Origin of the sequence: Pseudomonas sp. SWRI22, assembly GCF_014268395.2 — a bacterium.
Lineage (GTDB): Bacteria > Pseudomonadota > Gammaproteobacteria > Pseudomonadales > Pseudomonadaceae > Aquipseudomonas > Aquipseudomonas paracarnis.
This window is the reverse complement of record NZ_JABWQK020000001.1, coordinates 333,714-353,919: the sequence shown is the minus strand read 5'-3', so window position 1 is coordinate 353,919 and position 20,206 is coordinate 333,714. Positions and strand designations below refer to the sequence as shown.

Below are 20,206 nucleotides of genomic sequence, written 5' to 3'. Positions count from 1 at the left end.
AAAAATGGGAGTGCTACGCACTCCAGCGGGAGCAAGCTCACTCGCCACAAAGAGGATCTTCACCTAGTGTCTTTCCAACAACAATAAAAGGACGCACCACCATGAAGTCATTCAAACCTGCCCTGCTCGCCGCAGCCGTGGCGCTGCTCGCCCTGCCGGTGATGGCCGACCCTGCGCACCCGAAAATCGGTTTTTCCATCGACGACCTGCGCCTGGAGCGCTGGTCCCGCGACCGTGATTACTTTGTTGCCGCTGCGGAAAAGCTCGACGCCAAGGTCTTCGTGCAGTCTGCCGATGCCAACGAACAGAAGCAGATTGCCCAGATCGAAAACCTCATCTCCCGGGGCGTCGATGTGATCGTAATTGTGCCGTTCAACGCCACGGTGCTGACCAACGCGGTGGCCGAAGCCAAGAAGGCCGGGATCAAGGTGGTGTCCTATGATCGCCTGATCCTCAATGCCGACATCGACGCCTATATTTCCTTCGATAACGAAAAAGTCGGCGAGATGCAGGCCAGCGGCGTGTTGCAAGCGGCGCCCAAGGGCAATTACTTCCTGCTCGGCGGCGCGCCGACGGACAACAACGCCAAGGTGCTGCGCGAAGGTCAGATGAAGGTGCTGCAACCGGCCATCGACAAAGGCGATATCAAGATCGTCGGCCAGCAATGGGTCAAGGAATGGAACCCCACCGAGGCCTTGAGCATTGTCGAAAACGCCCTGACCCGTAACGACAACAAGATCGACGCTATTGTCGCCTCCAACGACGCCACCGCCGGCGGTGCGATCCAGGCCCTGGCCGCGCAGAAACTGGCGGGCAAGGTACCCATCTCCGGCCAGGACGCTGACCTCGCGGCGATCAAGCGCGTGATCGATGGCACCCAGACCATGACCGTGTACAAACCGCTCAAGCTGATCGCCACCGAAGCGGCCAAGCTTTCGGTGCAACTGGCACGCAGCGAACAGCCGACCTACAGCTCGCAATATGACAATGGCAGCAAGAAGGTCGACACCATCCTGCTTACGCCGACGCCGTTGACCAAAGCCAACATCGACCTGTTGGAAAAGGACGGTTTCTACACCAAAGAGCAGATCGCCGGGCAATGACCGTGGCCGCCGATTACCTGCTACAAATGAACGGCATCGTCAAAAGCTTTGGCGGTGTCAACGCTCTCAACGGCATAGACATCAAGGTCAAGCCTGGGGAATGCGTGGGCCTGTGCGGTGAAAACGGGGCGGGTAAATCCACCTTGATGAAGGTGCTGTCGGCGGTGTACCCGCACGGCACCTGGGAGGGGGAAATCCTCTGGGATGGGCAGCCGCTCAAGGCCCAGTCCATCCGCGAAACCGAAGCCGCCGGGATTGTCATCATTCACCAGGAACTGACCCTGGTGCCCGACCTGTCGGTGGCCGAGAACATTTTCATGGGCCACGAACTGACCCTGCCCGGTGGGCGCATGAACTACCCGGCGATGTTGCACCGCGCCGAGGCGTTGATGCGTGAACTCAAGGTGCCAGACATGAATGTGGCGCTGCCGGTGTCGCAGTACGGCGGCGGCTACCAGCAACTGGTGGAGATCGCCAAGGCCTTGAACAAACAGGCGCGCCTGTTGATTCTTGACGAGCCCTCCTCGGCCTTGACCCGTGGCGAAATCGAGGTGTTGCTGGACATTATCAAGGGCCTGAAGGCCAAGGGCGTGGCCTGCGTGTACATCTCCCACAAGCTTGATGAAGTGGCGGCGGTTTGCGACACCATTGCAGTGATTCGCGACGGCAAGCACATCGCAACCACCGCCATGGCAGACATGGACATCCCCCGGATCATCACGCAGATGGTCGGCCGCGAAATGAGCAACCTCTTCCCCATCGAGCACCATGAAGTGGGCGAGGTGATCTTCGAAGCGCGTAACGTCACCTGCTACGACGTCGATAACCCCAAGCGCAAGCGCGTCGACGACATCTCCTTCGTGCTCAGGCGCGGTGAAATCCTTGGCATCGCCGGCTTGGTGGGCGCCGGGCGCACGGAGTTGGTGTCGGCGCTGTTCGGCGCTTACCCCGGCCGCTACAGCGCCGAAGTATGGCTGGACGGCCAGGTGATCGATACGCGCACGCCGCTCAAGTCGATCCGCGCCGGGCTGTGCATGGTGCCCGAAGACCGAAAGCGCCAAGGCATCATTCCCGACCTGGGTGTAGGCCAGAACATTACCCTGGCGGTGCTCGACACCTACGCGCACATGACCCGCATCGACGCTGAGGCCGAACTGGGCAGCATCGACCAGCAGATCAGCCGCATGCACCTCAAGACCGCCAGCCCGTCGCTGCCGATCACCAGCCTCTCAGGCGGCAACCAGCAAAAGGCCGTGCTGGCGAAAATGCTGATGACCCAGCCCAAGGTGCTGATCCTCGACGAACCCACACGCGGGGTGGACGTGGGCGCCAAGTACGAGATCTACAAACTGATGGGTGCGCTGGCCGCCGAAGGCGTGTCGATCATCATGGTCTCCTCTGAACTGGCCGAAGTGCTCGGCGTGTCCAACCGCGTGCTGGTGATTGGCGACGGCCAGTTGCGGGGGGATTTCATCAATGAAGGGCTCACCCAGGAACAGGTGCTCGCCGCCGCGCTCAGCCATAACCCTAATGATCGGAAGACCGCGTAGATGAATCAGGTCAAACACCTTTTTACCCGCTACAAGATGCTCGCGCTGGTGATCGCCGTGGCGTTCATCTGGTTGTTTTTCAGTTGGCAGACCGAGGGCGGTTTTCTCACCCCGCGCAACCTCTCCAACCTGCTGCGGCAGATGTCGATCACCGGGATATTGGCCTGCGGCATGGTGCTGGTGATTATCAGCGGCGAGATCGACTTGTCGGTGGGCTCGTTGCTCGGACTGTTGGGCGGGCTGGCGGCGATTCTGGATGTGGTCTATCACGTGCCGCTATTGGCCAACCTGAGCCTGGTGGCGCTGTGCGGCTTGATGATCGGCCTGGCCAACGGCTACATGACCGCTTACCTGCGCATCCCCTCGTTCATCGTCGGCCTGGGCGGAATGTTGGCGTTTCGCGGGATTCTGCTGGGGATTACCGGCGGCACCACCATTGCGCCGGTGTCGCCGTCGCTGGTGTATGTGGGCCAGGGGTATTTGCCCCACAGTGTGGGCGCGGGGCTTGGCGTACTGCTGTTCGCACTGACGCTGTTCCTGACCTGGAAGCAGCGGCGCAACCGCGCACTGCATGGCTTGGCCGCGCACGCTTTGGTGCGCGACGTGTTACGTGTGGTATTGATCGGCGCGGTGCTCGCCGGGTTCGTCACCACCCTCAACAGCTACGACGGTATCCCCGTGCCGGTTCTGCTGTTGCTGGTGCTGCTCGGCGTATTCAGCTACGTCACCAGCCAGACCGTATTCGGCCGCCGCGTGTATGCGGTAGGCAGCAATATGGAAGCCACACGGCTATCCGGCATCAACGTGCAAGCGGTGAAACTGTGGATCTTCGGCATCATGGGGGTGATGTGCGCGCTGGCCGGCCTGGTCAACACCGCGCGGCTGGCAGCGGGCTCACCGTCGGCGGGCAACATGGGCGAACTCGACGCCATCGCTGCCTGTTTTATCGGCGGCACGTCGATGCGCGGCGGCTCGGGCACCGTCTATGGCGCGTTGCTTGGCGCGTTGGTGATTACAAGTTTGGACAACGGCATGTCGATGCTCGATGTGGACAGCTACTGGCAGATGATCGTCAAGGGCAGCATTTTGGTGCTGGCGGTGTGGGTGGATGTGAGCACGCGCTCGGGCAGGCGGTAACTCATCCACCAGAGCACCACCGATCACCTGTGGGAGCTGGCTTGCCTGCGATAGCGGCGGGTCAGCCACCTGATGGACCGACTGACACACCGCTATCGCAGGCAAGCCAGCTCCCACATTTGATCTTCATGGCTCCCCCCACATTGATCTCATTTTTCCCTCAGGTTATTGCGGATAAAAACTAAAAGTCCATAATGGACAAATTAGTTTATCCGGAGAACCCCATGTCCACGACGCCCCTCGTCATCGACCAGGCCCAGGCCCGTACTTTATTGGCTCAAGTCGATGTACCCGCGATCCTGCGCAAACTGTTCCGCGACCTCGCCGCCGGGCAAGCGGTGCAGCCGGCGCAACAGCTGGTGGAATTTCCCCACGGCGCCGGGGATTTCATCAACTACCTGGGCGTACTGGCCGAAGACGGGGTGTACGGGGTCAAGACCTCGCCTTATATCGTGCGTGAGCAAGGCCCCCTGGTGACGGCCTGGACCCTGTTGATGTCGATGCACAGCGGCCAGCCGTTGCTGTTGTGCGATGCCGCTGAATTGACCACCGCACGCACCGCCGCCACGACGGCGTTGGCGGTGGATGCGCTGGCGCCCGCGGCGGCGCAACGCCTGGCGATCATCGGCAGCGGCAAGGTCGCCCAGGCCCACCTGCGTTATGTGCAGAACCTGCGCGACTGGCAGCAGATCCGCCTGTACTCGCCAAGCCTGGGCAGCGCCAGCGCCGAGACGCGTGCGCAGTTGACCAGCCTGGACCCGCGCCTGAGCCTCGTCTCAAGTTGTGAGGCCGCCCTGGAAGACGCGGATGTGATCCTGCTGTGCACCTCGTCCGCCGGGCCGGTCATCGACCCCTCGCGCCTGAGCAAACCCGCGCTGATTACCTCCATCAGCACCAATGCGCCACGTGCCCATGAAGTACCGCCACATTGCCTCAACCAGATGCACGTGTTCTGCGACTACCGCCAGACCACTCCGGATTCGGCCGGTGAGATGCTGATCGCCAGCGAACAGCACGGCTGGGACAAACGCACGATTGTCGGCGACCTGCCCGAGTTGTTCAGCGACATGGCCCAACGCCCCGACTACGATCGTCACGTCTTTTTCCGCTCCATCGGCCTGGGCCTGGAAGACATCGCCCTGGCCAATGCCCTGTATCGACTGTAGGAGCGAGCTTGCTCGCGAAGACCTCACAGGCACTGCGGTCACACAGAATCGGCGCGTTATCGTTAACGCTTTTCGCGAGCACGCTCGCGCCTACAATGCTTATTTCAGGAGATCTCCATGAGCCAGGCAGACTTCATCATTATCGGCGGCGGCATTGCCGGCGCGTCCACCGGGTTCTGGTTGTCGCAGCACGGCAAGGTGTTGGTGCTTGAGCGTGAAAACCACCCGGCCTATCACTCCACCGGGCGTTCGGCAGCGCTCTACACCGCCGCGTACGGCACCCCGCAAGTACGCGCGCTGACCTTGGCCAGCCGGGCCTTCTTCGACCAGCCACCCGCAGGCTTCTGCGAACATCCCCTGCTGACGCCCCGGGGCGAAATGACCGTTGATTTCAACGGTGACCCGGCCGAACTAGACAGCCAGTACCTGAGCGCTAAGGCGACCGTAGAGCAGGTGCAGCGCCTGACGGTCGATGAAGCCTGTGCACGCTTGCCGATCCTGCGCCGTGAAAAAGTCCACGGGGCAATCTACGACCCTACCGCCTGTGACATCGACACCGACGCCCTGCATCAAGGCTACCTGCGCGGTATCCGCCGCAACCAGGGCGAAGTGCGCACCGACAGCCATGTGCTGGGCTTGAGCCGCGACGCCGACGGCCTGTGGCAGGTGCGCACCCAGGATGCAACCTTCACCGCGCCGGTCATCATCAACGCCGCCGGTGCCTGGGCCGACCATATCGGCGGGCTGGCGGGCGCAGCGTCCATCGGCTTGCAGCCCAAGCGCCGCTCGGCCTTTGTCTTTGCCGGCCCCGAGGGCATGGACAGCCACGACTGGCCGATGCTGGTAGCCCTCGACGAAGCGTTCTACATGAAACCGGATGCCGGCATGTTCCTCGGCTCACCGGCCAACGCCGACCCGGTAGAACCCCAGGATGTGCAACCCGAAGAGCTGGACATCGCCATGGGCATCTACCAGATCGAGGAAGCCACCACCCTGACCATCCGCCGCCCCACGCGCACCTGGGCAGGGTTGCGCAGTTTTGTGCAGGACGGTGATTTGCTGTCGGGTTTTGACCCGCAAGTACCGGGGCTGTTCTGGGTGGCAGCGCAAGGCGGCTATGGCATCCAGACCTCACCCGCCATGGGCCAGGCAAGCGCCGCCCTGGTGCGCGGCGAACCGCTGCCGGAGGCACTGACCCGGTTCGGCCTGGACGCTGGTATGCTCTCCCCGGTCCGCCTGGAGCCCCATTGATGAACACCGCTGAACAAGACAAGGTCATGCAGAACTTTCGCGCGATTGCCGATGCAATCGCTACGTTGTTCTTTCCCCATGCAGAAGTGGTGCTGCATGACCTGCGCACGCAAACCGTGGATTACATCGCCAATAACCTGTCCAAACGCAGCCTGGGTGACGACTCGTCCCTGGAGGACATGCTCGACGGCGACGTCAGCGAGGTGAATATCGGCCCTTACGAAAAGCTCAACTGGGACGGCCAGAAAATCCGCAGCCTGAGCACTGTGCTGCACGACCACAAAGGTCACCGGCTGGCTGTATTGTGCATCAACCTGAATATTTCAATGTTCGAAACGGCCAAGGCGGCGCTGGATTTATTCCTGTCGCCAAGCAAGCTGATCGCACAGCCGGACGCGCTGTTTCGCGATGACTGGCAGGAACGCATCAACACCTTCCTGCATGCCTGGCTGCGCGAGCGGCAGTTGAGCCTGAACCTGTTGACCCGCGACCACAAACGCGAACTGGTGCTGGCGCTGCATGCTGAGGGAGCCTTCAAGGGCAAGAGCGCCTCCAACTATGTGGCCAATGTGCTGGGCATGGGGCGGGCGACGGTCTACAAGCATTTGAAGGAATTGAAGGCCTGATCAGTTGTAGGAGCGAGCTTGCTCGCGAAGAACTTTAACGATAACGCGTGCATTCTGGGTAAACGCGGTGCCTGAGAGTTCTTCGCGAGCAAGCTCGCTCCTACAAGAGTTCGATCCGCTAGAATCAGTCGCCGTAGATATCGGCCTTGAAGTACTGCTGTGAAATCTTCTGGTATTCGCCGCTGGCGCGAATGCCGTCGATGGCCGCATTCAATTCGCTGACCAACTCGCCATTGCCCTTGCGTACTGCGATGCCGGCCCCCTCACCCACGTATTTCGGGTCTTTGAGCTCCGGGCCGACAAAGGCATAACCCTGCCCGCGCGGCATCGACAGGAAGTCGCTCAGGGGAATGGTGTCGGCAAAGATCGCATCCAGGCGCCCCGCTGCCAGGTCCATGTAGATTTCTTCGTTATTGCTGTAGCGCTTGACGTTGATGCCCTTGGGCTCGAACACCTCGGTGGCATACCGGTCGGTAGTCGTGGCGCGCTGTACACCGACGTTCTTGCCCTTGAGGCTGGCGTACTGGTCATCCACCACGGCGCCGTCCTTCATCACCAGGCGCGACGAGGTGAAGTAGTACTTGTGGGTGAAGTCCACCGACTTCTTGCGGTCTTCGTTGATGGTCATGGACGACAACGCCATGTCGATCTTCTTGACCTTGAGGGACGGAATCAGCCCGTCGAACTCCCCTTCGATCCACACGCACTTGACCTTCATTTGCGCACACAGGGCGTTGCCAATGTCGTAGTCGAACCCCACGATCTTGCCGTCACCGGTTTTGGAGGCGAACGGTGGGTAAGCGGCCTCAATGCCGATACGCAGGGTTTTCTCGGCGGCCAGCAGGTGGCTGGCGGCAAACAGGCTCAGGGCCAGGGCGGGAAGGAGATGGCGTTTCTTCATGGTGGGGTTCTCGCAAGTTGTTGTTGGTTTGGCAAGAGTGAAGAAAAACGTGCAGCGGCTATTGTGTACTTATAATTCCATACTGGACTTTTATGTGTTTGCCCGTCAACAGGCAAAAAAAATGTGGGAGGGCTTGAGCCTTCCCACATCAGATCCAGCAGCACAGCTTAAATCTTACTTGGACACCGGCATTGCAAACTCCGCCCCCTGCTCAATACTCTCCGACCAGCGCTGCATGATCGACTTCTGCTTGGTGTAAAAACGTACACCCTCGGTGCCGTAGGCATGCATGTCACCGAACAGGCTCTTCTTCCAGCCACCAAACCCGTGCCAGGCCATGGGCACCGGGATCGGCACGTTGATACCGACCATGCCCACCTCGATACGCCGCGCAAACTCACGAGCAATGTTGCCATCGCGAGTGAAGCAACTGACGCCGTTGCCAAACTCGTGGTCGTTGACCAGCTTCACCGCTTCGGCAAAGTCGTTGACGCGCACACAGGCCAACACCGGGCCGAAGATTTCTTCGCGGTAGATGCTCATGTCCTGGGTCACGTGGTCGAACAAGGTCGCGCCGAGCCAGAAGCCGTTTTCCAGGCCGGGTTCGGTGGGCACGTAGTCACGGCCATCGAGCAGCAACTGCGCGCCGGCTTGTACACCCTGCTCAATGTAGCCACTGATGCGTTCCAGCGCGGCCTGCGACACGATCGGGCCCATCTCGGCTTTGAGATCGCGGCCATCGGTGATGCGCAGCAATTTGGCGCGTTCGGTCAAGGCGGCGATGACTTTGTCACCCACGTCGCCTACCAGCACCGCCACCGAGATCGCCATGCAGCGCTCGCCGGCACTGCCGTAGGCGGCGCCCATCAGCGCGTCCACGGTGCGTTCGATATCGGCGTCGGGCATCACCACCATATGGTTTTTCGCCCCGCCCAGGCCTTGCACGCGCTTGCCGTTGCGGGCGCCGCTCTCGTAGATGTATTGGGCAATCGGCGTGGAGCCGACGAAGCTCACGGCCTTGACGTCCGGGTGTTCGATCAGCGCGTCCACCGACTCTTTATCACCCTGCACCACATTGAACACGCCTTTGGGCAGGCCGGCTTCATGCAGCAACTCGGCCATGAACAGCGACGCGCTCGGGTCAGTCGGGCTGGGCTTGAGGATAAAGGTGTTACCCGCCGCAATGGCGATGGGGTACATCCACATCGGTACCATCACCGGGAAGTTGAACGGCGTCACGCCGGCGACCACGCCCAACGGCTGGCGCATCGTCCAGTTGTCCATGCCACGGGATACCTGGTCGGAGTGTTCGCCCTTGAGCAGGTTGGGAATGCCGCAGGCAAATTCGAGAATGTCGATGCCACGGTCGACTTCGCCCTGGGCATCGGTGAACACCTTGCCGTGCTCGGCGACGATGATGCGCGCCAGGTCGTCCTTGCGTTCGCGCAGCAGATGCAGGTACTCGAACAACACGCGGGCGCGACGGATCGGCGGGGTGTCGGCCCAGCCGGCAAACGCGGCCTGGGCGGCGGCGACGGCTTCGGCCACGGTCTGGCGGCTGGCCAGGGCCACACGGGCGGTGACTTCACCGGTGGCCGGGTTGTAGACGTCCTGATAACGGTCATCGCGGCTGACGCGCTGGTCGTTGATGTAGTGCTCGATGGTTGCAGTCATGGCAGTCGATCCAGGTGGGTAGCGTTGGTCCACACGATAGGCTTTCACTTTGTTCCGAACCAGAGCAGAATCCAGAACTTATTGTCCTTATATGCGAACAATACACCCATGGAAAAGGCTGAGATCGAAGGGCTGTGGACCCACATTCACTGGCTGTCTGTGCTGGAGGAACAAGGCACCTACACCGCCGCCGCCGCGCGCCTGGGGGTGAGCAAGTCAGCGGTGAGCCAGCGCATTTCCGACTTGGAAAAGGCCACGGGCACCCGGCTGGTGACGCGCACCACCCGCAGCGTGCGGCTGACCGATGCAGGGCTGTCATTGGCCCGCGAAGTGCGCAGCGCCTACGCGCAGATCGCCCGCAGTTTTTCCTCGGTGCGCGACTCGGTCGGGGAAATACGCGGGCTGGTGCGCCTGACCGCCCCCGTGGCCTTCGCCCGGCAACAACTGGTGCCGCACCTGTCCGGCTTTTTGCAGCAGTACCCCCAGGTGCGTATTCAACTGGACGTCTCCGATGCCTTGAGCTCACTGGCCGCCGAGGGTTACGACCTGGCGGTGCGCCACGGCTTCCAGGTGCCCGAAACCCACGTGGCGTGGAAACTGTGCGACACCAACTCGGTACTGGTCGCCACCCATGATTACCTGCAACACCACGGTGAACCCCGCGAGCCGGGTGACCTGTCGGCCCACAACTGCCTGTTTTACCCACGCGGCACCGACCAGCCCGCCTGGACCTTCGAACGCGGCAGCCAGCGCCTCACCGTGCCCATCGCCGGCAGCTTCGCCACCAATAACAGCGAAGCCTTGCGCGACGCCGCACTCAACCACCTGGGCATCGCCCTGCTCCCGGACTTCAGCGCCCAGGCGGCGCTGGCCGCTGGCAAAGTGGTGCAGGTATTGAAGGACTGGACACTCAAAGGCGCGTTTGCCGATGAGATTTACCTCATTCGGCCCTACTCGCCCCATGTGCCCAAATCGGTGACCGTATTGGTAGGGTATTTGAAGGAAAAGCTGTCAGGCGGGTTTCAATTTGGTGGCTGCTGATGAAGGCTCTTGTAGGAGCGAGCTTGCTCGCGAAAAAACCGAGTACCCCGCGTTAAACCTGATAGCGCGCGTTATCGTTGGCGATCTTCGCGAGCAAGCTCGCTCCTACAGAGGACAGTGACCCAATCCTGTTGAATTCTTGCCTGATCCTCTGAACTTGAGGGCAATCGGATAGATAGCCCTTGCGCGTTGGTCTAGAGTTCGACGATGGGCGACTTCCAGTCGCACCGCTTCTATAAGAACTCAGCACCACCAACCGATGATCAGCAGGTGAGCCCGCATGGAATTACGTATCAACCAAAAGGCCTATCAGGTCGATGCCGAAGCCGACACCCCGTTATTGTGGGTGATCCGCGATAACCTGGGCATGACCGGCACCAAATACGGCTGCGGCCTGGCCCAGTGCGGCGCCTGTTCGGTGCTGGTGGACGGCAACGTGGTGCGCGCCTGCGTGACGCCCGTGGCGGGCGTGGTCGGTCGCGAGATCACCACCATCGAGGCCGTGGAGGCCGATGACGTGGGCAAGCGTGTGGTGGCGGCCTGGGTCGAACATCAAGTAGCGCAATGCGGTTACTGCCAGTCCGGGCAGGTGATGGCGGCCACCGCGCTGCTCAAACATACCCCCGCGCCGACCAAGGCGCAGATCGACGCGGCGATGGTCAACCTCTGCCGTTGCGGCACCTACAACGCGATCCATGCCGCCATGGATGCCTTGGCCGCCGGGAAGGAGACCGCCTGATGAACACCACCGAGATCATTCCCGGCGTTACCCTGGGCGAACCGATCAACCTGTCCCGTCGCCGCTTCCTGGCCAGCACCGCGGTGGGCGCGCTGGTGATCGGCTTCGGCTTGCCGCTGGGCACCTCCCGCGTGCAAGCCGCGACCGGCGCGGCCGCTGAGCGTGGAACCCAGGTACCCGCCTTCCTGGAGATTCGCCCAGACGGCAGCGTGCGCCTGCTAAGCCCCTTCATGGAAGGCGGCCAAGGTACCCACACCGCCATGGCGCAGATCGTCGGTGAAGAATTGGATGCCGACCCGGCCACGTTCATCGTCGAAGCGGCCCCGCCCGGCGAAGCCTACGTGGTGATGGAAAATGGCATGCGCATCACCGGCGGCAGCATGTCGGTGCGCATGAGCTACCCGACCATGCGGCGCCTCGGCGCCCTCGCCCGCGCGATGCTGATGCAGGCCGGCGCCGAGCAACTGCGCGTACCGCTCAGCGAGCTGACCACACAGCCCGGTCGCGTGGTGCACGCCGCTTCCGGTCGCTCCCTGGGCTACGGCGAATTGGCAGGTGCCGCCCTGGATATGCCGGTGCCCGACCCGGCCAGCATCACCCTGCGCGACCCGAGCCAGTTCCGCTGGATCGGCAAGCCGGTCAAGCGCCTGGATGCCTATGACAAATCCACCGGCAAGGCGCAGTACACCATCGACCTGAAAATCGACGGCATGCTCCATGCCGCCGTCCAGCATGCGCCACGCCTGGGCATGACCGTGGGCAGCCTGCGCAACCAGGCGCAGGTGCAAGCCATGAAAGGCGTGCATTCGGTTCACACCCTGCCCGGCGCCGTAGCTGTGGTAGCTGAACGTTGGTGGCATGCCAAGCGGGCCGTCGAAGCCATCCAGGTGGAGTGGCTTGAAGCCGCCGCCGACTCCACCGTGCGGGCCATGCCAGCGGATTTCTCCAGCGACAAGTACCGCGACTTCCTCGCCGCCCAGCAGGGCCCGGCCCGCGATGACGAAAACGAAGGCGATGTGGCCGGTGCACTGGCCAGCGCCAAGACCCGCGTCGAAGCCACCTACCACAACCAGTACCTCAACCATGCCCAGTTGGAACCGCCTTCAGCCCTGGCACGCTTTAACCCCGACGGCACACTGGAGGTGTGGCTGCCTAACCAGGCGCCGGATATGTTCCGTGCCGACATTGCCAAGCGCACCGGTCTGAGCATTGAGCAAGTCACCCTGCACTCGCCGCTGCTGGGCGGCTTTTTCGGCCGGCATTTCCTGTATGACTCGGCAAATCCTTACCCGCAAGCCATCGCGTTGGCAAAGGCGGTGGGCCGGCCGATCAAGCTGATCTGGAGCCGTGAAGAAGAATTCGTGCGCGATGTATTGCGCCCGGTCGCCGTGGTCAAGTTCCGCGCCGCGCTGGATGACAAAGGCCTGCCCGTCGCCATCGAAGCGGTCAGCGCCACCGAAGGCCCCACCGAAGCCATCGCCGGCAAACAGGGCGACGCCATCGACCCTACTGCCCTGGAAGGGTTGTCGGGCAAGAGCTACGCGATACCCAACAAACGCATCGCGCAGATTTACGTCAAAGGCCCGGCCATGCTCGGTTATTGGCGCTCGGTGGGTAACTCGCTCAATGACTTTTTCTACGAAGCCTTCCTGGACGAACTGGCCGACAAAGGCGGCCATGATCCCTATGAACTGCGCCTGCACCTGCTGCGCGACAACCCGCGCCTGACCACCCTGCTGCAAGCGGCCGCCGAGCTGTCTGGCGGTTGGAAGCGTGGGCCCTACACCGCCGAAGACGGCACCCGCCGTGCACGCGGCGTAGCCATGGCCTCGCCGTTTGGCTCCCATGCAGCGGTGGTGGCCGAGGTGTCGATCGAGAACGGCCAGGTCAAGGTTCATCACATCTGGGAAGCGATTGACCCGGGCAGCATCGTCAACCCGGCGATTGTGCAAGCGCAGGTCAACGGTGCCGTGGCCTTGGGCCTGTCGCAAACCTTGTTGGAGGAAGCGGTATACGTGGATGGCAAGCCAAGGGCGCGCAACTACGACCTTTATCCGGTGCTGCCGCCTTCGCGTATGGCGCAGGTACACGTGAAGATCGTCGAAAGCGGAGAAAAAATGGGCGGTATCGGCGAACCGCCGTTGCCGGCTGTGGCCCCGGCCGTGGCGAATGCCGTGGCGCAGCTGACCGGCCAACGCATCCGCAGTCTGCCTTTGAGCCGTTACACCTTCAGCTAACCGACAGGGAATGCCCATGAATAACCGCCGATTCGCAAGAACCGCAGGGTGGCTGGTGCTGCCCTGCGTGGTCGCCGCCGGCCTGCTGGCCTGGTACGTCACCCGCGAGCCTGCCTCGCCTTTTGAACAGCAACAGGCCACGAGTTTCGACCCCGCCTTGGTCAGTCGCGGCGAATACGTCGCGCGAGTGAGTGACTGCGTGGCCTGCCATAGCCTGGCCGGCAAGCAGCCATTCGCTGGTGGCCTGGAAATGGCCACACCGCTGGGGGCGATCCACGCCACCAACATCACCCCCGACCGCGAGCATGGTATCGGCACCTATAGCCTGGCCGACTTCGACCGCGCCGTACGCCACGGCGTAGCACCGGGTGGGCGACGACTCTACCCGGCCATGCCCTACCCGTCTTATGTGAAGCTCAGCGACGATGACATCCAGGCGCTGTACGCGTTTTTCATGAAAGGCGTGCAACCGGCCAACCAGCCTAATATCCCCAGCGACATTCCCTGGCCGCTCAACCTGCGTTGGCCCATCGCCCTGTGGAACGGTGTGTTTGCACCGACCGCGACCTATGCCGCCAAGCCCGGCCAGGACGCACTGTGGAACCGGGGCGCCTATATCGTCCAAGGCCCCGGCCACTGCGGCAGTTGCCACACGCCACGGGGGCTGGCGTTCAACGAAAAGGCCCTGGACGAATCCGGCGCGCCGTTCCTGGCCGGTGCCCTGCTCGACGGCTGGTACGCCCCCAGCCTGCGCCAGGACCACAACACCGGCCTGGGGCGCTGGAGTGAGGAACAGATCGTGCAGTTCCTCAAGACCGGTCGTAACCAGCATGCCGTGGTCTATGGCTCGATGACCGAAGCCTTCAACAACTCCACGCAGTTCATGCAGGACGATGACCTGGCCGCGATCGCTCGCTACCTCAAGTCACTGCCCGGCGACCCCCAGCGTGACGGCAGCCCCTGGCAATATCAGCCGGTAACGGCGCGCTCGGATGTCCCCGGTGCTCACACGTACGCCACCCGCTGCGCCTCCTGCCATGGGCTCGACGGCAAAGGCCAGCCCGACTGGATGCCGCCTCTGGCCGGCGCTACCTCGGCCCTGGCCAAGGAAGATGCGTCCGCGATCAACATCACGCTCAATGGCTCACAGCGCGTGATCACCGCCGGCCTGCCGGACGCCTACCGCATGCCAGCGTTCCGGGAGCAATTGTCCGACTCGGAAATCGCCGACGTGCTGAGCTACGTGCGCGGTACCTGGGGCAACCACGGCGGTGCGGTCGATGCGAAGGCCGTGGGCAAGTTGCGTGGGCATACCGACCCGGCGAGCAGTAGCCCGATCATCCTGCATATGCGCTGATCGGTCGCGATCAACTGTGGGAGCTGGCTTGCCTGCGAATGCATCGACTCGGTTTTCCTGATGAACCGAGGTGTTTACATCGCAGGCAAGCCAGCTCGCACATTTGGGCGATGAGCATTCAGGTAGATAAGCGTCGGCTACAAGGCCGCGCTATTTATTTTCGTCCGCCTTACCTTCCTGCATCTGCACCGACGACTGGGTGCCACTGTTGTTGTCTTTAGTGGCGTTGTCGGCGTTGTCAAAACAGCCGTGCAGCATGAATGCGCTGCACAGGCCCAGGCACATATAAAGCTTCTTCATGAAGGTTCACCTGCTGGCGAGTGAGTGATATCCGCGTGACGACAGCAACATTCGTCCGCCCATGATCTATCTGTCTGGTACAGAGGCGCGTGCGTTCAAAAAACAGACCCTTGGCTGACGAATGGGGGCCGCGTATCAATCAAACGGGATCACCGAGATCTTGCCGTTGCGCTCAAGAATCGCGAAGCGGATCTGCTTGAGCTCGACAAGCCCTTGGGTGGACCGGGCCGCCTCAAGAATGTCACCCTCGTCCAGCCGCGCATGCTTGAGCCGTTTATGCAGCACCTGGCCCTGCTCGACCAGCACCGTCGGCCCGCCATCGAGCACCCGCGCGAACCAGGCTGAACGCTGCTTGGCCAGCGAGAAGCCAATGTCGATGGCAATCAGGGTAGCGATGACCAGCACGGCGTTGGTCATTGAGAAATCTTCGCCCAGCAACGCCTGCTGGGTGGCTTCGCCGATGACCATCAACAAAACCAGGTCAAAGGTGGTGAGCTCGGCCAGCGTGCGCCTGCCGGCAACTTTGAACAGCACCAGCAGCACCAGGTAAATCGCCACAGCCCGCAGTACAGAGTCCATGGTTGCCCCTCGGAACAGTGAATGGGAAACGACCGATTCATACGGATTAGGTGAGCACCGTGCCGCTCAGGTTCATTCTTTCAACGTGCCCCGGCCACCATCTAAAAAGATGATAGTTTCAGCGCAACTGAATCGTTGAAATGATCGAAATTTCGACAGCAACCCAGTTGATACCGGGGCGTTGGCAGCGGGTCACAGCTCTATATCGATCACGCTGAAGAAGGAACCCCTGTCATGAACGACTCACAACGCGCCTGGGAACTGGCCATGGTGCTGATTGCCAACGGCCGGATCCCCTTCGACCCCGCCAACCCGAGCGGTTCGGTGAAAATCCTGAACAAGCATTTGCAAGCGCTGGAAGCAGCGCTGCATGAACAGGCAAGCACCGGCACGCCGCTCACAGAGATCAGCACCCGTGAGCGCCTGGGCAAGAACAACAGCCGCAGGCCCTCGTTGGTGTGTGCCGAATAGGCGTCAGACTTAGGTTCGGCTACAGCCGATCCGACTCGGCAACTGGCCCTGCCTGGCCTTCAGCGTGGTTTGCATTGCTTGCGGCAAGGTGCTCCAGAACGTCAGCCCCGAGCGCTCTTCGATGTGATCCACGGTGACCTGGTAATCGCAGAAGTCTGCGCCCTTGGGGGTTTCCTGGTTCATCACGAATGAGGCGTACAGACCCGTTTCCGGCGAACTGCCGACCACGATGATTTTCCAATAGCCACTCGGGATGGTGTGTACTTTGTTCGTACCCGGCAACGAGCCCACAAAATGCTCATACAGCGGCCCGGTGGCCACATACACCTGATCGACGCCTGGCTCCTTGCTGAGAGTGCGCTCCTGGTCTTCCAGGCGCGCCCACGGCCCCTGGTTGAGTTCGGCTTTTTGCGGCGTGATGTTCGACAGGTAGTTGAGGGTTTGCCAATCGGCCACCCCCGCCATTGACGCGAGGTTGGCCTGATGCCCACGGTCGATTTTGAGCGCGACGTTGGCGCCGTTGTAATCCACCGGGTCCAGGGTTTCCCCGGCTGGAATATCCGGATCGGTGCGCCAGTCACGGGAACGCCCGCTGGCCGCGGTGGCCTTGGTGATCTTGTAGGAAACCCAATTGGCAAACTTGGTCGAACCGTTGTTGTTCAACGTGTAGGCCTGGCGGTTCAACGTCACTGGGCTGCCGCCGGTGGGGCAACCAACCGCGCAGTTATCGAACTGCAAGGGTGGCGCAGGGAGGACGGCGGACTGGCGTGTGGGCGTGGTACAGGCGGCCATCAACGGGATCAACGAAAACGCCAGGTACTTGAGCGATGTGCTTCCTTGCATGGTGTTACTCCTTGGGATGAATCTGTTAAAAGACTGAATGGCCTCGGCCGATGCGCTTCCTGCGCAAGTCGAGATAACCATTGGAACACATAAACATTTCTAAACAACGACTGCAATCAGGCCAACAAACGTAAACCCTTCGCACCCTGTAACTGTGCTATAGCGGGCGATAGCATCGCGTCATCAATGCACAAGGGACTGTCATCAAGCACGTGGGGGCAAATGTTTAAACAGAGGATGCTCCACGACCATGGCTGAATACCTTCTGCCTCCCGCTGCTCCACACTGGCTGATCCGCCAAGCCATCCCCGACGATGTGCATGCCTTGGTCGCACTGGATGCCTACGCAACCGAGCATGCCAGCCGTCGTGTGTTTATCTATGATGCCGTGGTTCGCCAGCAATGCCTGGTAGCCGCCAACGCTAACGTGTGCGCCGGCTACCTGGTGCTCACCCACGATTTTTTCAACCATGGGTTTATAGCGCTGGTGGTGGTTTCACCGCTGTACCTACGCCAAGGCGTCGCCCTTCGTCTGCTGGCAGCGGCCGAAGCGGCCTGCAAGACGCCCAAGCTGTTCGCGTCGACCAATGCCTCCAACGGCGCGTCCCAGGCCCTGCTGACGAAAGCCGGCTTTATTCCCAGCGGGCAGATCGAGAATCTGGACGATAACGACCCTGAACGTGTGTACGTCAGGTTCATTCGCTGACGATACCTTTTGTAGGAGCGAGCTTGCTCGCGAAACACTCACAGGCGCCGCGCTTATTCAGGGAGCGCGCGTTATCGTTGAGGTTTTTCGCGAGCAAGCTCGCTCCTACAGAAAGCAGAACGCCATCTGCGCTACGCAGGAACCTTTTCTCGAATGCACAATCTGTGGTTCACCCTTTTGAACCGATCGAGACCCTGCGCATGCTTGTGAAAAAAGCCGTCCTCTGCCTGGCACTGCTAAGTGCTGGCTTCATCGCAGGCTATGCGGCCAAACCCACCCCGCAGCTGCAAGTCACCGCTGGCCAACTGATGGAGTGCGGCGAACTCATGATCCCGACGCTTGGGATGTGAGCCGCGCATACCCAGGTAAAAGCCGTTTCAGCCGCCCGAAGTCACGTCCGCAGGATGCACGTTGAACCCATTGCGCCCCGCCGCCTTCGCACCGTAAAGCGCTGCATCGGCCGCCTCGACCAAACCCAACACCGGCTCCAGCCGTGAGCCCAGGCCCGTCGCAACGCCGATACTCACACTCACGCGCCCGAAGGGGCTGCCTGGGTGTGTGATGTTCTCCTGCTGTAGGCGCGAAAGAATGCGTTGCGCGACCACCGCAGCGCCTGCACTGTCAGTCGCGGGCATGATGACCGCCATTTCTTCTCCGCCATAGCGCGCCACCAGGTCCGAGGGCCGCCGCACGCACGTTTCCAATAACGTGCTGACCGCCTGCAAGCAAGCATCTCCCGCGACGTGACCAAAGGCATCGTTGAAGCGTTTGAAGTGGTCGATGTCGATCATCAGCAATGCCAGTGACGTACCCTCGCGCTGCGCCCGGCGCGCTTCCACCGCCAGCGTTTCGTCAAAACAGCGGCGGTTGGCGAGGCCGGTCAGCGCATCCTTTTTCGCTAATAGCGCCAATTGCCGATTGGAGTCGAGCAACTGTTGCTGGGCGACACGCAACGCCTCTTCCGCCGCCGTACGCCTGCGGATATCCAGGATCAGAAACCAGCCGATCAGCCCCGTCAGCCCCAACAGCCCCGCTACCACGACCGCTGACAGTGCCGCCTCGATGCGCCACGCCGCGAGGGCTTCGTGCTTGCCCAACGCGACCGTGGTGATCAGCGGCAGGGTTTCGCTTTTGCGAAAGGCATAGAGCCGCTCTACGCCGTCCAGGCTGGAGGTATAGGCCGCAGTGCCCACAGGCTGGTCGACGAGGTACTTGGAATAAATAGGCGAGGTGGAGAAGTTGCGGCCCATGTCCTGCTCGCGGAACGGGTAACGCACCAGTAACGTGCCGTCGGCGTAGGACAGGCCGATGGCGCCCTCCTGGCCCACATCGAGTTTGCCGAATACCCGCAGAAAGTTTTCCACCCCCAGGGTCACGGCGACCACGCCAGCGAAGTTGCCGGCCGCGTCGTTGAAACGGCGGCTGATGGTCACCACCCATTCATGGTTGGCGCGGCTTTGAATCGGCGGGCCAATAAAAGGTTCAGCGCTCGGATCGTCGCGATGGTGGATGAAATAGGCCCGATCACTGCTATTGGCGCCCTCCGGAATCGCACGATTGGAAGACAGCAGCCACCGGCCCTGATGATCATAAATGGTGATGCCGCTGAGCTGCGGCATCAGCGGCTGCTGTAGGTTGATCAGCGTGCTGATTCGCTGGATTTGCACAGGGCCACTGCCTTCGGTTTCCAGGCGCTCAACCAGCCCCAGCAACAGCAACGAGCTTTGCCGCACGATGCCTTCGGTATAGGTGTTAAGGGCCTGGGTCAGGTTCAAGCCATGCACATCCACTTCCGCCAGCGCACGGTCGCGGGAAGACAGGACTTTCCAAATCGTCAGCGAAGTCAGGGAACAGCCGATCACCAACAGCAACAGCATCACAAGACGGGTATCACGCTTCACGTCAGCACCTTAAGGAAGTCCGGTTTCCGTTCCAGCCATCATTCGAACGTCGGTACTCACAGGGGCAACCGGTTCCAGAGTGCCAGCATACAAGCAGTCTGTGCGGGCTGCAGCAACAGAGTGTGCGGCTGAGCGCCGGCCAGAGTAGCCAGCGCCTTTAATGACCACTATCAAACAGGGTATTGAATGCTAAACCAATCGTTAAGGTCGCCATTAATTCAATATCAATCGACGCGACAAAACTTATACGAAGCGGCACTTCTTGAGCCTAGTTGTACAAGTTTCATCTACCACTCTACCGTTCATCGCCCTTTTTAAAAAATTTCAAAACATCTGCGCACTTGCCCCTATCAGAAAAGATGTCCGTTGCATAAACGGGCAACTAGCGAAACGACATTTCAAAACTGGGAGTATTGTTATGACGACGAGCAATAAAAACCCTGGAAACTTTGCCAATGATCGCGAAAAAGCATCACAGGCGGGAAAGAAAGGTGGACAGGCCTCTGGCGGCAACTTCGCCAACGACCGCGAGAAAGCCTCGGAAGCCGGGCGTAAAGGCGGCCAGAACAGTCATGGTGGTGGACGTAAGTCCTGACCACACGGGCAGTACCGCTGTTCCGTTCG

20 protein-coding genes are annotated in these 20,206 nt (G+C 61.2%); 14 read left to right on the top strand and 6 right to left on the bottom strand.

The features are described 5' to 3' along the window. Positions 1-101 precede the first annotated feature (101 nt). From xylF to HU730_RS01590, 6 genes are all read left to right on the top strand, one after another. Entirely contained in the window at positions 102-1,103 is a 1,002-nt protein-coding gene (gene xylF, locus HU730_RS01615; RefSeq protein WP_034127130.1) for a D-xylose ABC transporter substrate-binding protein, read from the top strand. Then, positions 1,100-2,653: a D-xylose ABC transporter ATP-binding protein gene (xylG, locus tag HU730_RS01610; RefSeq protein WP_106118376.1), complete on the top strand. Its 1,554-nt coding sequence runs from the start codon at positions 1,100-1,102 to the stop codon at positions 2,651-2,653. The genes xylF and xylG overlap by 4 nt, the downstream gene beginning before the upstream one ends. Next, the gene (locus tag HU730_RS01605) at positions 2,654-3,790 is read left to right on the top strand and encodes a sugar ABC transporter permease (RefSeq protein ID WP_106118377.1); all 1,137 of its coding nucleotides are present in this window, start codon (positions 2,654-2,656) and stop codon (positions 3,788-3,790) included. A 224-nt stretch (positions 3,791-4,014) separates the two neighbouring features. Further along, positions 4,015-4,956: an ornithine cyclodeaminase family protein gene (locus HU730_RS01600; protein WP_186527284.1), complete on the top strand. Its 942-nt coding sequence runs from the start codon at positions 4,015-4,017 to the stop codon at positions 4,954-4,956. A 117-nt stretch (positions 4,957-5,073) separates the two neighbouring features. Continuing rightward, complete coding sequence (locus tag HU730_RS01595; protein WP_072448524.1) at positions 5,074-6,207, top strand: FAD-binding oxidoreductase; 1,134 nt, start codon at positions 5,074-5,076, stop codon at positions 6,205-6,207. Beyond that, a complete protein-coding gene (locus HU730_RS01590; protein WP_057978045.1) occupies positions 6,207-6,833 on the top strand; it encodes a PAS domain-containing protein in 627 nt (208 codons plus the stop codon). The genes HU730_RS01595 and HU730_RS01590 overlap by 1 nt, the downstream gene beginning before the upstream one ends. A 124-nt stretch (positions 6,834-6,957) precedes the next feature. Here the strand turns inward: HU730_RS01590 and HU730_RS01585 are convergent, their stop codons facing one another. Beyond that, on the bottom strand, positions 6,958-7,734 hold the full coding sequence (locus tag HU730_RS01585; RefSeq protein WP_072448522.1) for an ABC transporter substrate-binding protein: 777 nt from the start codon (positions 7,732-7,734) through the stop codon (positions 6,958-6,960). Between the two features lie 174 nt (positions 7,735-7,908). Then, positions 7,909-9,408: a CoA-acylating methylmalonate-semialdehyde dehydrogenase gene (locus HU730_RS01580; protein WP_186527285.1), complete on the bottom strand. Its 1,500-nt coding sequence runs from the start codon at positions 9,406-9,408 to the stop codon at positions 7,909-7,911. A gap of 108 nt (positions 9,409-9,516) precedes the next feature. Here HU730_RS01580 and HU730_RS01575 point away from each other — a divergent pair, with 108 nt between their 5' ends. The 4 genes from HU730_RS01575 to HU730_RS01560 all read left to right on the top strand — a co-directional run bounded on the left by HU730_RS01575 (position 9,517) and on the right by HU730_RS01560 (position 14,782). Further along, positions 9,517-10,449 carry a LysR family transcriptional regulator gene (locus HU730_RS01575; RefSeq protein ID WP_186527286.1) on the top strand — a complete coding sequence of 311 codons (933 nt, stop codon included), beginning with the start codon at positions 9,517-9,519 and terminating at the stop codon, positions 10,447-10,449. Between the two features lie 280 nt (positions 10,450-10,729). Beyond that, positions 10,730-11,188, top strand: a complete 459-nt coding sequence (locus HU730_RS01570; RefSeq protein ID WP_014718046.1) for a (2Fe-2S)-binding protein — start codon at positions 10,730-10,732, stop codon at positions 11,186-11,188. Further along, positions 11,188-13,425, top strand: coding sequence for a molybdopterin cofactor-binding domain-containing protein (locus HU730_RS01565; protein ID WP_054895689.1), 2,238 nt, complete (start codon positions 11,188-11,190; stop codon positions 13,423-13,425). The genes HU730_RS01570 and HU730_RS01565 overlap by 1 nt, the downstream gene beginning before the upstream one ends. Positions 13,426-13,441: 16 nt before the next feature. Then, positions 13,442-14,782, top strand: coding sequence for a cytochrome c (locus HU730_RS01560; protein WP_054895690.1), 1,341 nt, complete (start codon positions 13,442-13,444; stop codon positions 14,780-14,782). A 150-nt stretch (positions 14,783-14,932) separates the two neighbouring features. Here HU730_RS01560 and HU730_RS01555 read toward each other — a convergent pair whose 3' ends face one another. Beyond that, positions 14,933-15,082 carry a hypothetical protein gene (locus HU730_RS01555; RefSeq protein ID WP_164919367.1) on the bottom strand — a complete coding sequence of 50 codons (150 nt, stop codon included), beginning with the start codon at positions 15,080-15,082 and terminating at the stop codon, positions 14,933-14,935. Between the two features lie 135 nt (positions 15,083-15,217). Continuing rightward, positions 15,218-15,661, bottom strand: coding sequence for a YetF domain-containing protein (locus HU730_RS01550; RefSeq protein WP_034127111.1), 444 nt, complete (start codon positions 15,659-15,661; stop codon positions 15,218-15,220). Positions 15,662-15,895: 234 nt separating this feature from the next. On the opposite strand from HU730_RS01550, the gene HU730_RS01545 reads away from it, so the two are divergent. Continuing rightward, positions 15,896-16,132 (top strand): hypothetical protein, encoded by a 237-nt coding sequence (locus HU730_RS01545; protein ID WP_034127110.1) that lies wholly within the window; start codon positions 15,896-15,898, stop codon positions 16,130-16,132. Positions 16,133-16,141: 9 nt separating this feature from the next. On the opposite strand, the gene HU730_RS01540 is transcribed toward HU730_RS01545, so the two are convergent. Then, entirely contained in the window at positions 16,142-16,975 is an 834-nt protein-coding gene (locus HU730_RS01540; protein ID WP_096143298.1) for a DNA/RNA non-specific endonuclease, read from the bottom strand. A gap of 250 nt (positions 16,976-17,225) precedes the next feature. Between HU730_RS01540 and HU730_RS01535 the strand changes: the two genes are divergently transcribed. Both HU730_RS01535 and HU730_RS01530 read left to right on the top strand, forming a co-directional pair. Beyond that, positions 17,226-17,681, top strand: coding sequence for a GNAT family N-acetyltransferase (locus HU730_RS01535; protein ID WP_186527287.1), 456 nt, complete (start codon positions 17,226-17,228; stop codon positions 17,679-17,681). A gap of 23 nt (positions 17,682-17,704) precedes the next feature. Then, a complete protein-coding gene (locus HU730_RS01530) occupies positions 17,705-18,031 on the top strand; it encodes a hypothetical protein (protein ID WP_106117608.1) in 327 nt (108 codons plus the stop codon). Positions 18,032-18,058: 27 nt separating this feature from the next. On the opposite strand, the gene HU730_RS01525 is transcribed toward HU730_RS01530, so the two are convergent. After that, positions 18,059-19,582, bottom strand: a complete 1,524-nt coding sequence (locus HU730_RS01525; RefSeq protein WP_054921133.1) for a sensor domain-containing diguanylate cyclase — start codon at positions 19,580-19,582, stop codon at positions 18,059-18,061. Positions 19,583-20,000: 418 nt separating this feature from the next. On the opposite strand from HU730_RS01525, the gene HU730_RS01520 reads away from it, so the two are divergent. Next, complete coding sequence (locus HU730_RS01520; RefSeq protein WP_003190478.1) at positions 20,001-20,177, top strand: general stress protein; 177 nt, start codon at positions 20,001-20,003, stop codon at positions 20,175-20,177. The last annotated feature ends 29 nt before the right edge of the window (positions 20,178-20,206 follow it).

Bases quoted from the DNA above. Each gene is read 5' to 3' on its own strand.
- HU730_RS01575 (WP_186527286.1), top strand. From the start codon at position 9,517: ATGGAAAAGGCTGAGATCGAAGGGCTGTGGACCCACATTCACTGGCTG.
- HU730_RS01550 (WP_034127111.1), bottom strand. From the start codon at position 15,661: ATGGACTCTGTACTGCGGGCTGTGGCGATTTACCTGGTGCTGCTGGTG.
- HU730_RS01535 (WP_186527287.1), top strand. From the start codon at position 17,226: ATGGCTGAATACCTTCTGCCTCCCGCTGCTCCACACTGGCTGATCCGC.
- HU730_RS01600 (WP_186527284.1), top strand. From the start codon at position 4,015: ATGTCCACGACGCCCCTCGTCATCGACCAGGCCCAGGCCCGTACTTTA.
- HU730_RS01560 (WP_054895690.1), top strand. From the start codon at position 13,442: ATGAATAACCGCCGATTCGCAAGAACCGCAGGGTGGCTGGTGCTGCCC.
- xylG (WP_106118376.1), top strand. From the start codon at position 1,100: ATGACCGTGGCCGCCGATTACCTGCTACAAATGAACGGCATCGTCAAA.
- HU730_RS01555 (WP_164919367.1), bottom strand. From the start codon at position 15,082: ATGAAGAAGCTTTATATGTGCCTGGGCCTGTGCAGCGCATTCATGCTG.
- HU730_RS01545 (WP_034127110.1), top strand. From the start codon at position 15,896: ATGAACGACTCACAACGCGCCTGGGAACTGGCCATGGTGCTGATTGCC.
- HU730_RS01540 (WP_096143298.1), bottom strand. From the start codon at position 16,975: ATGCAAGGAAGCACATCGCTCAAGTACCTGGCGTTTTCGTTGATCCCG.
- HU730_RS01565 (WP_054895689.1), top strand. From the start codon at position 11,188: ATGAACACCACCGAGATCATTCCCGGCGTTACCCTGGGCGAACCGATC.
- HU730_RS01590 (WP_057978045.1), top strand. From the start codon at position 6,207: ATGAACACCGCTGAACAAGACAAGGTCATGCAGAACTTTCGCGCGATT.
- HU730_RS01585 (WP_072448522.1), bottom strand. From the start codon at position 7,734: ATGAAGAAACGCCATCTCCTTCCCGCCCTGGCCCTGAGCCTGTTTGCC.
- HU730_RS01580 (WP_186527285.1), bottom strand. From the start codon at position 9,408: ATGACTGCAACCATCGAGCACTACATCAACGACCAGCGCGTCAGCCGC.
- HU730_RS01520 (WP_003190478.1), top strand. From the start codon at position 20,001: ATGACGACGAGCAATAAAAACCCTGGAAACTTTGCCAATGATCGCGAA.
- HU730_RS01605 (WP_106118377.1), top strand. From the start codon at position 2,654: ATGAATCAGGTCAAACACCTTTTTACCCGCTACAAGATGCTCGCGCTG.
- HU730_RS01595 (WP_072448524.1), top strand. From the start codon at position 5,074: ATGAGCCAGGCAGACTTCATCATTATCGGCGGCGGCATTGCCGGCGCG.
- xylF (WP_034127130.1), top strand. From the start codon at position 102: ATGAAGTCATTCAAACCTGCCCTGCTCGCCGCAGCCGTGGCGCTGCTC.
- HU730_RS01570 (WP_014718046.1), top strand. From the start codon at position 10,730: ATGGAATTACGTATCAACCAAAAGGCCTATCAGGTCGATGCCGAAGCC.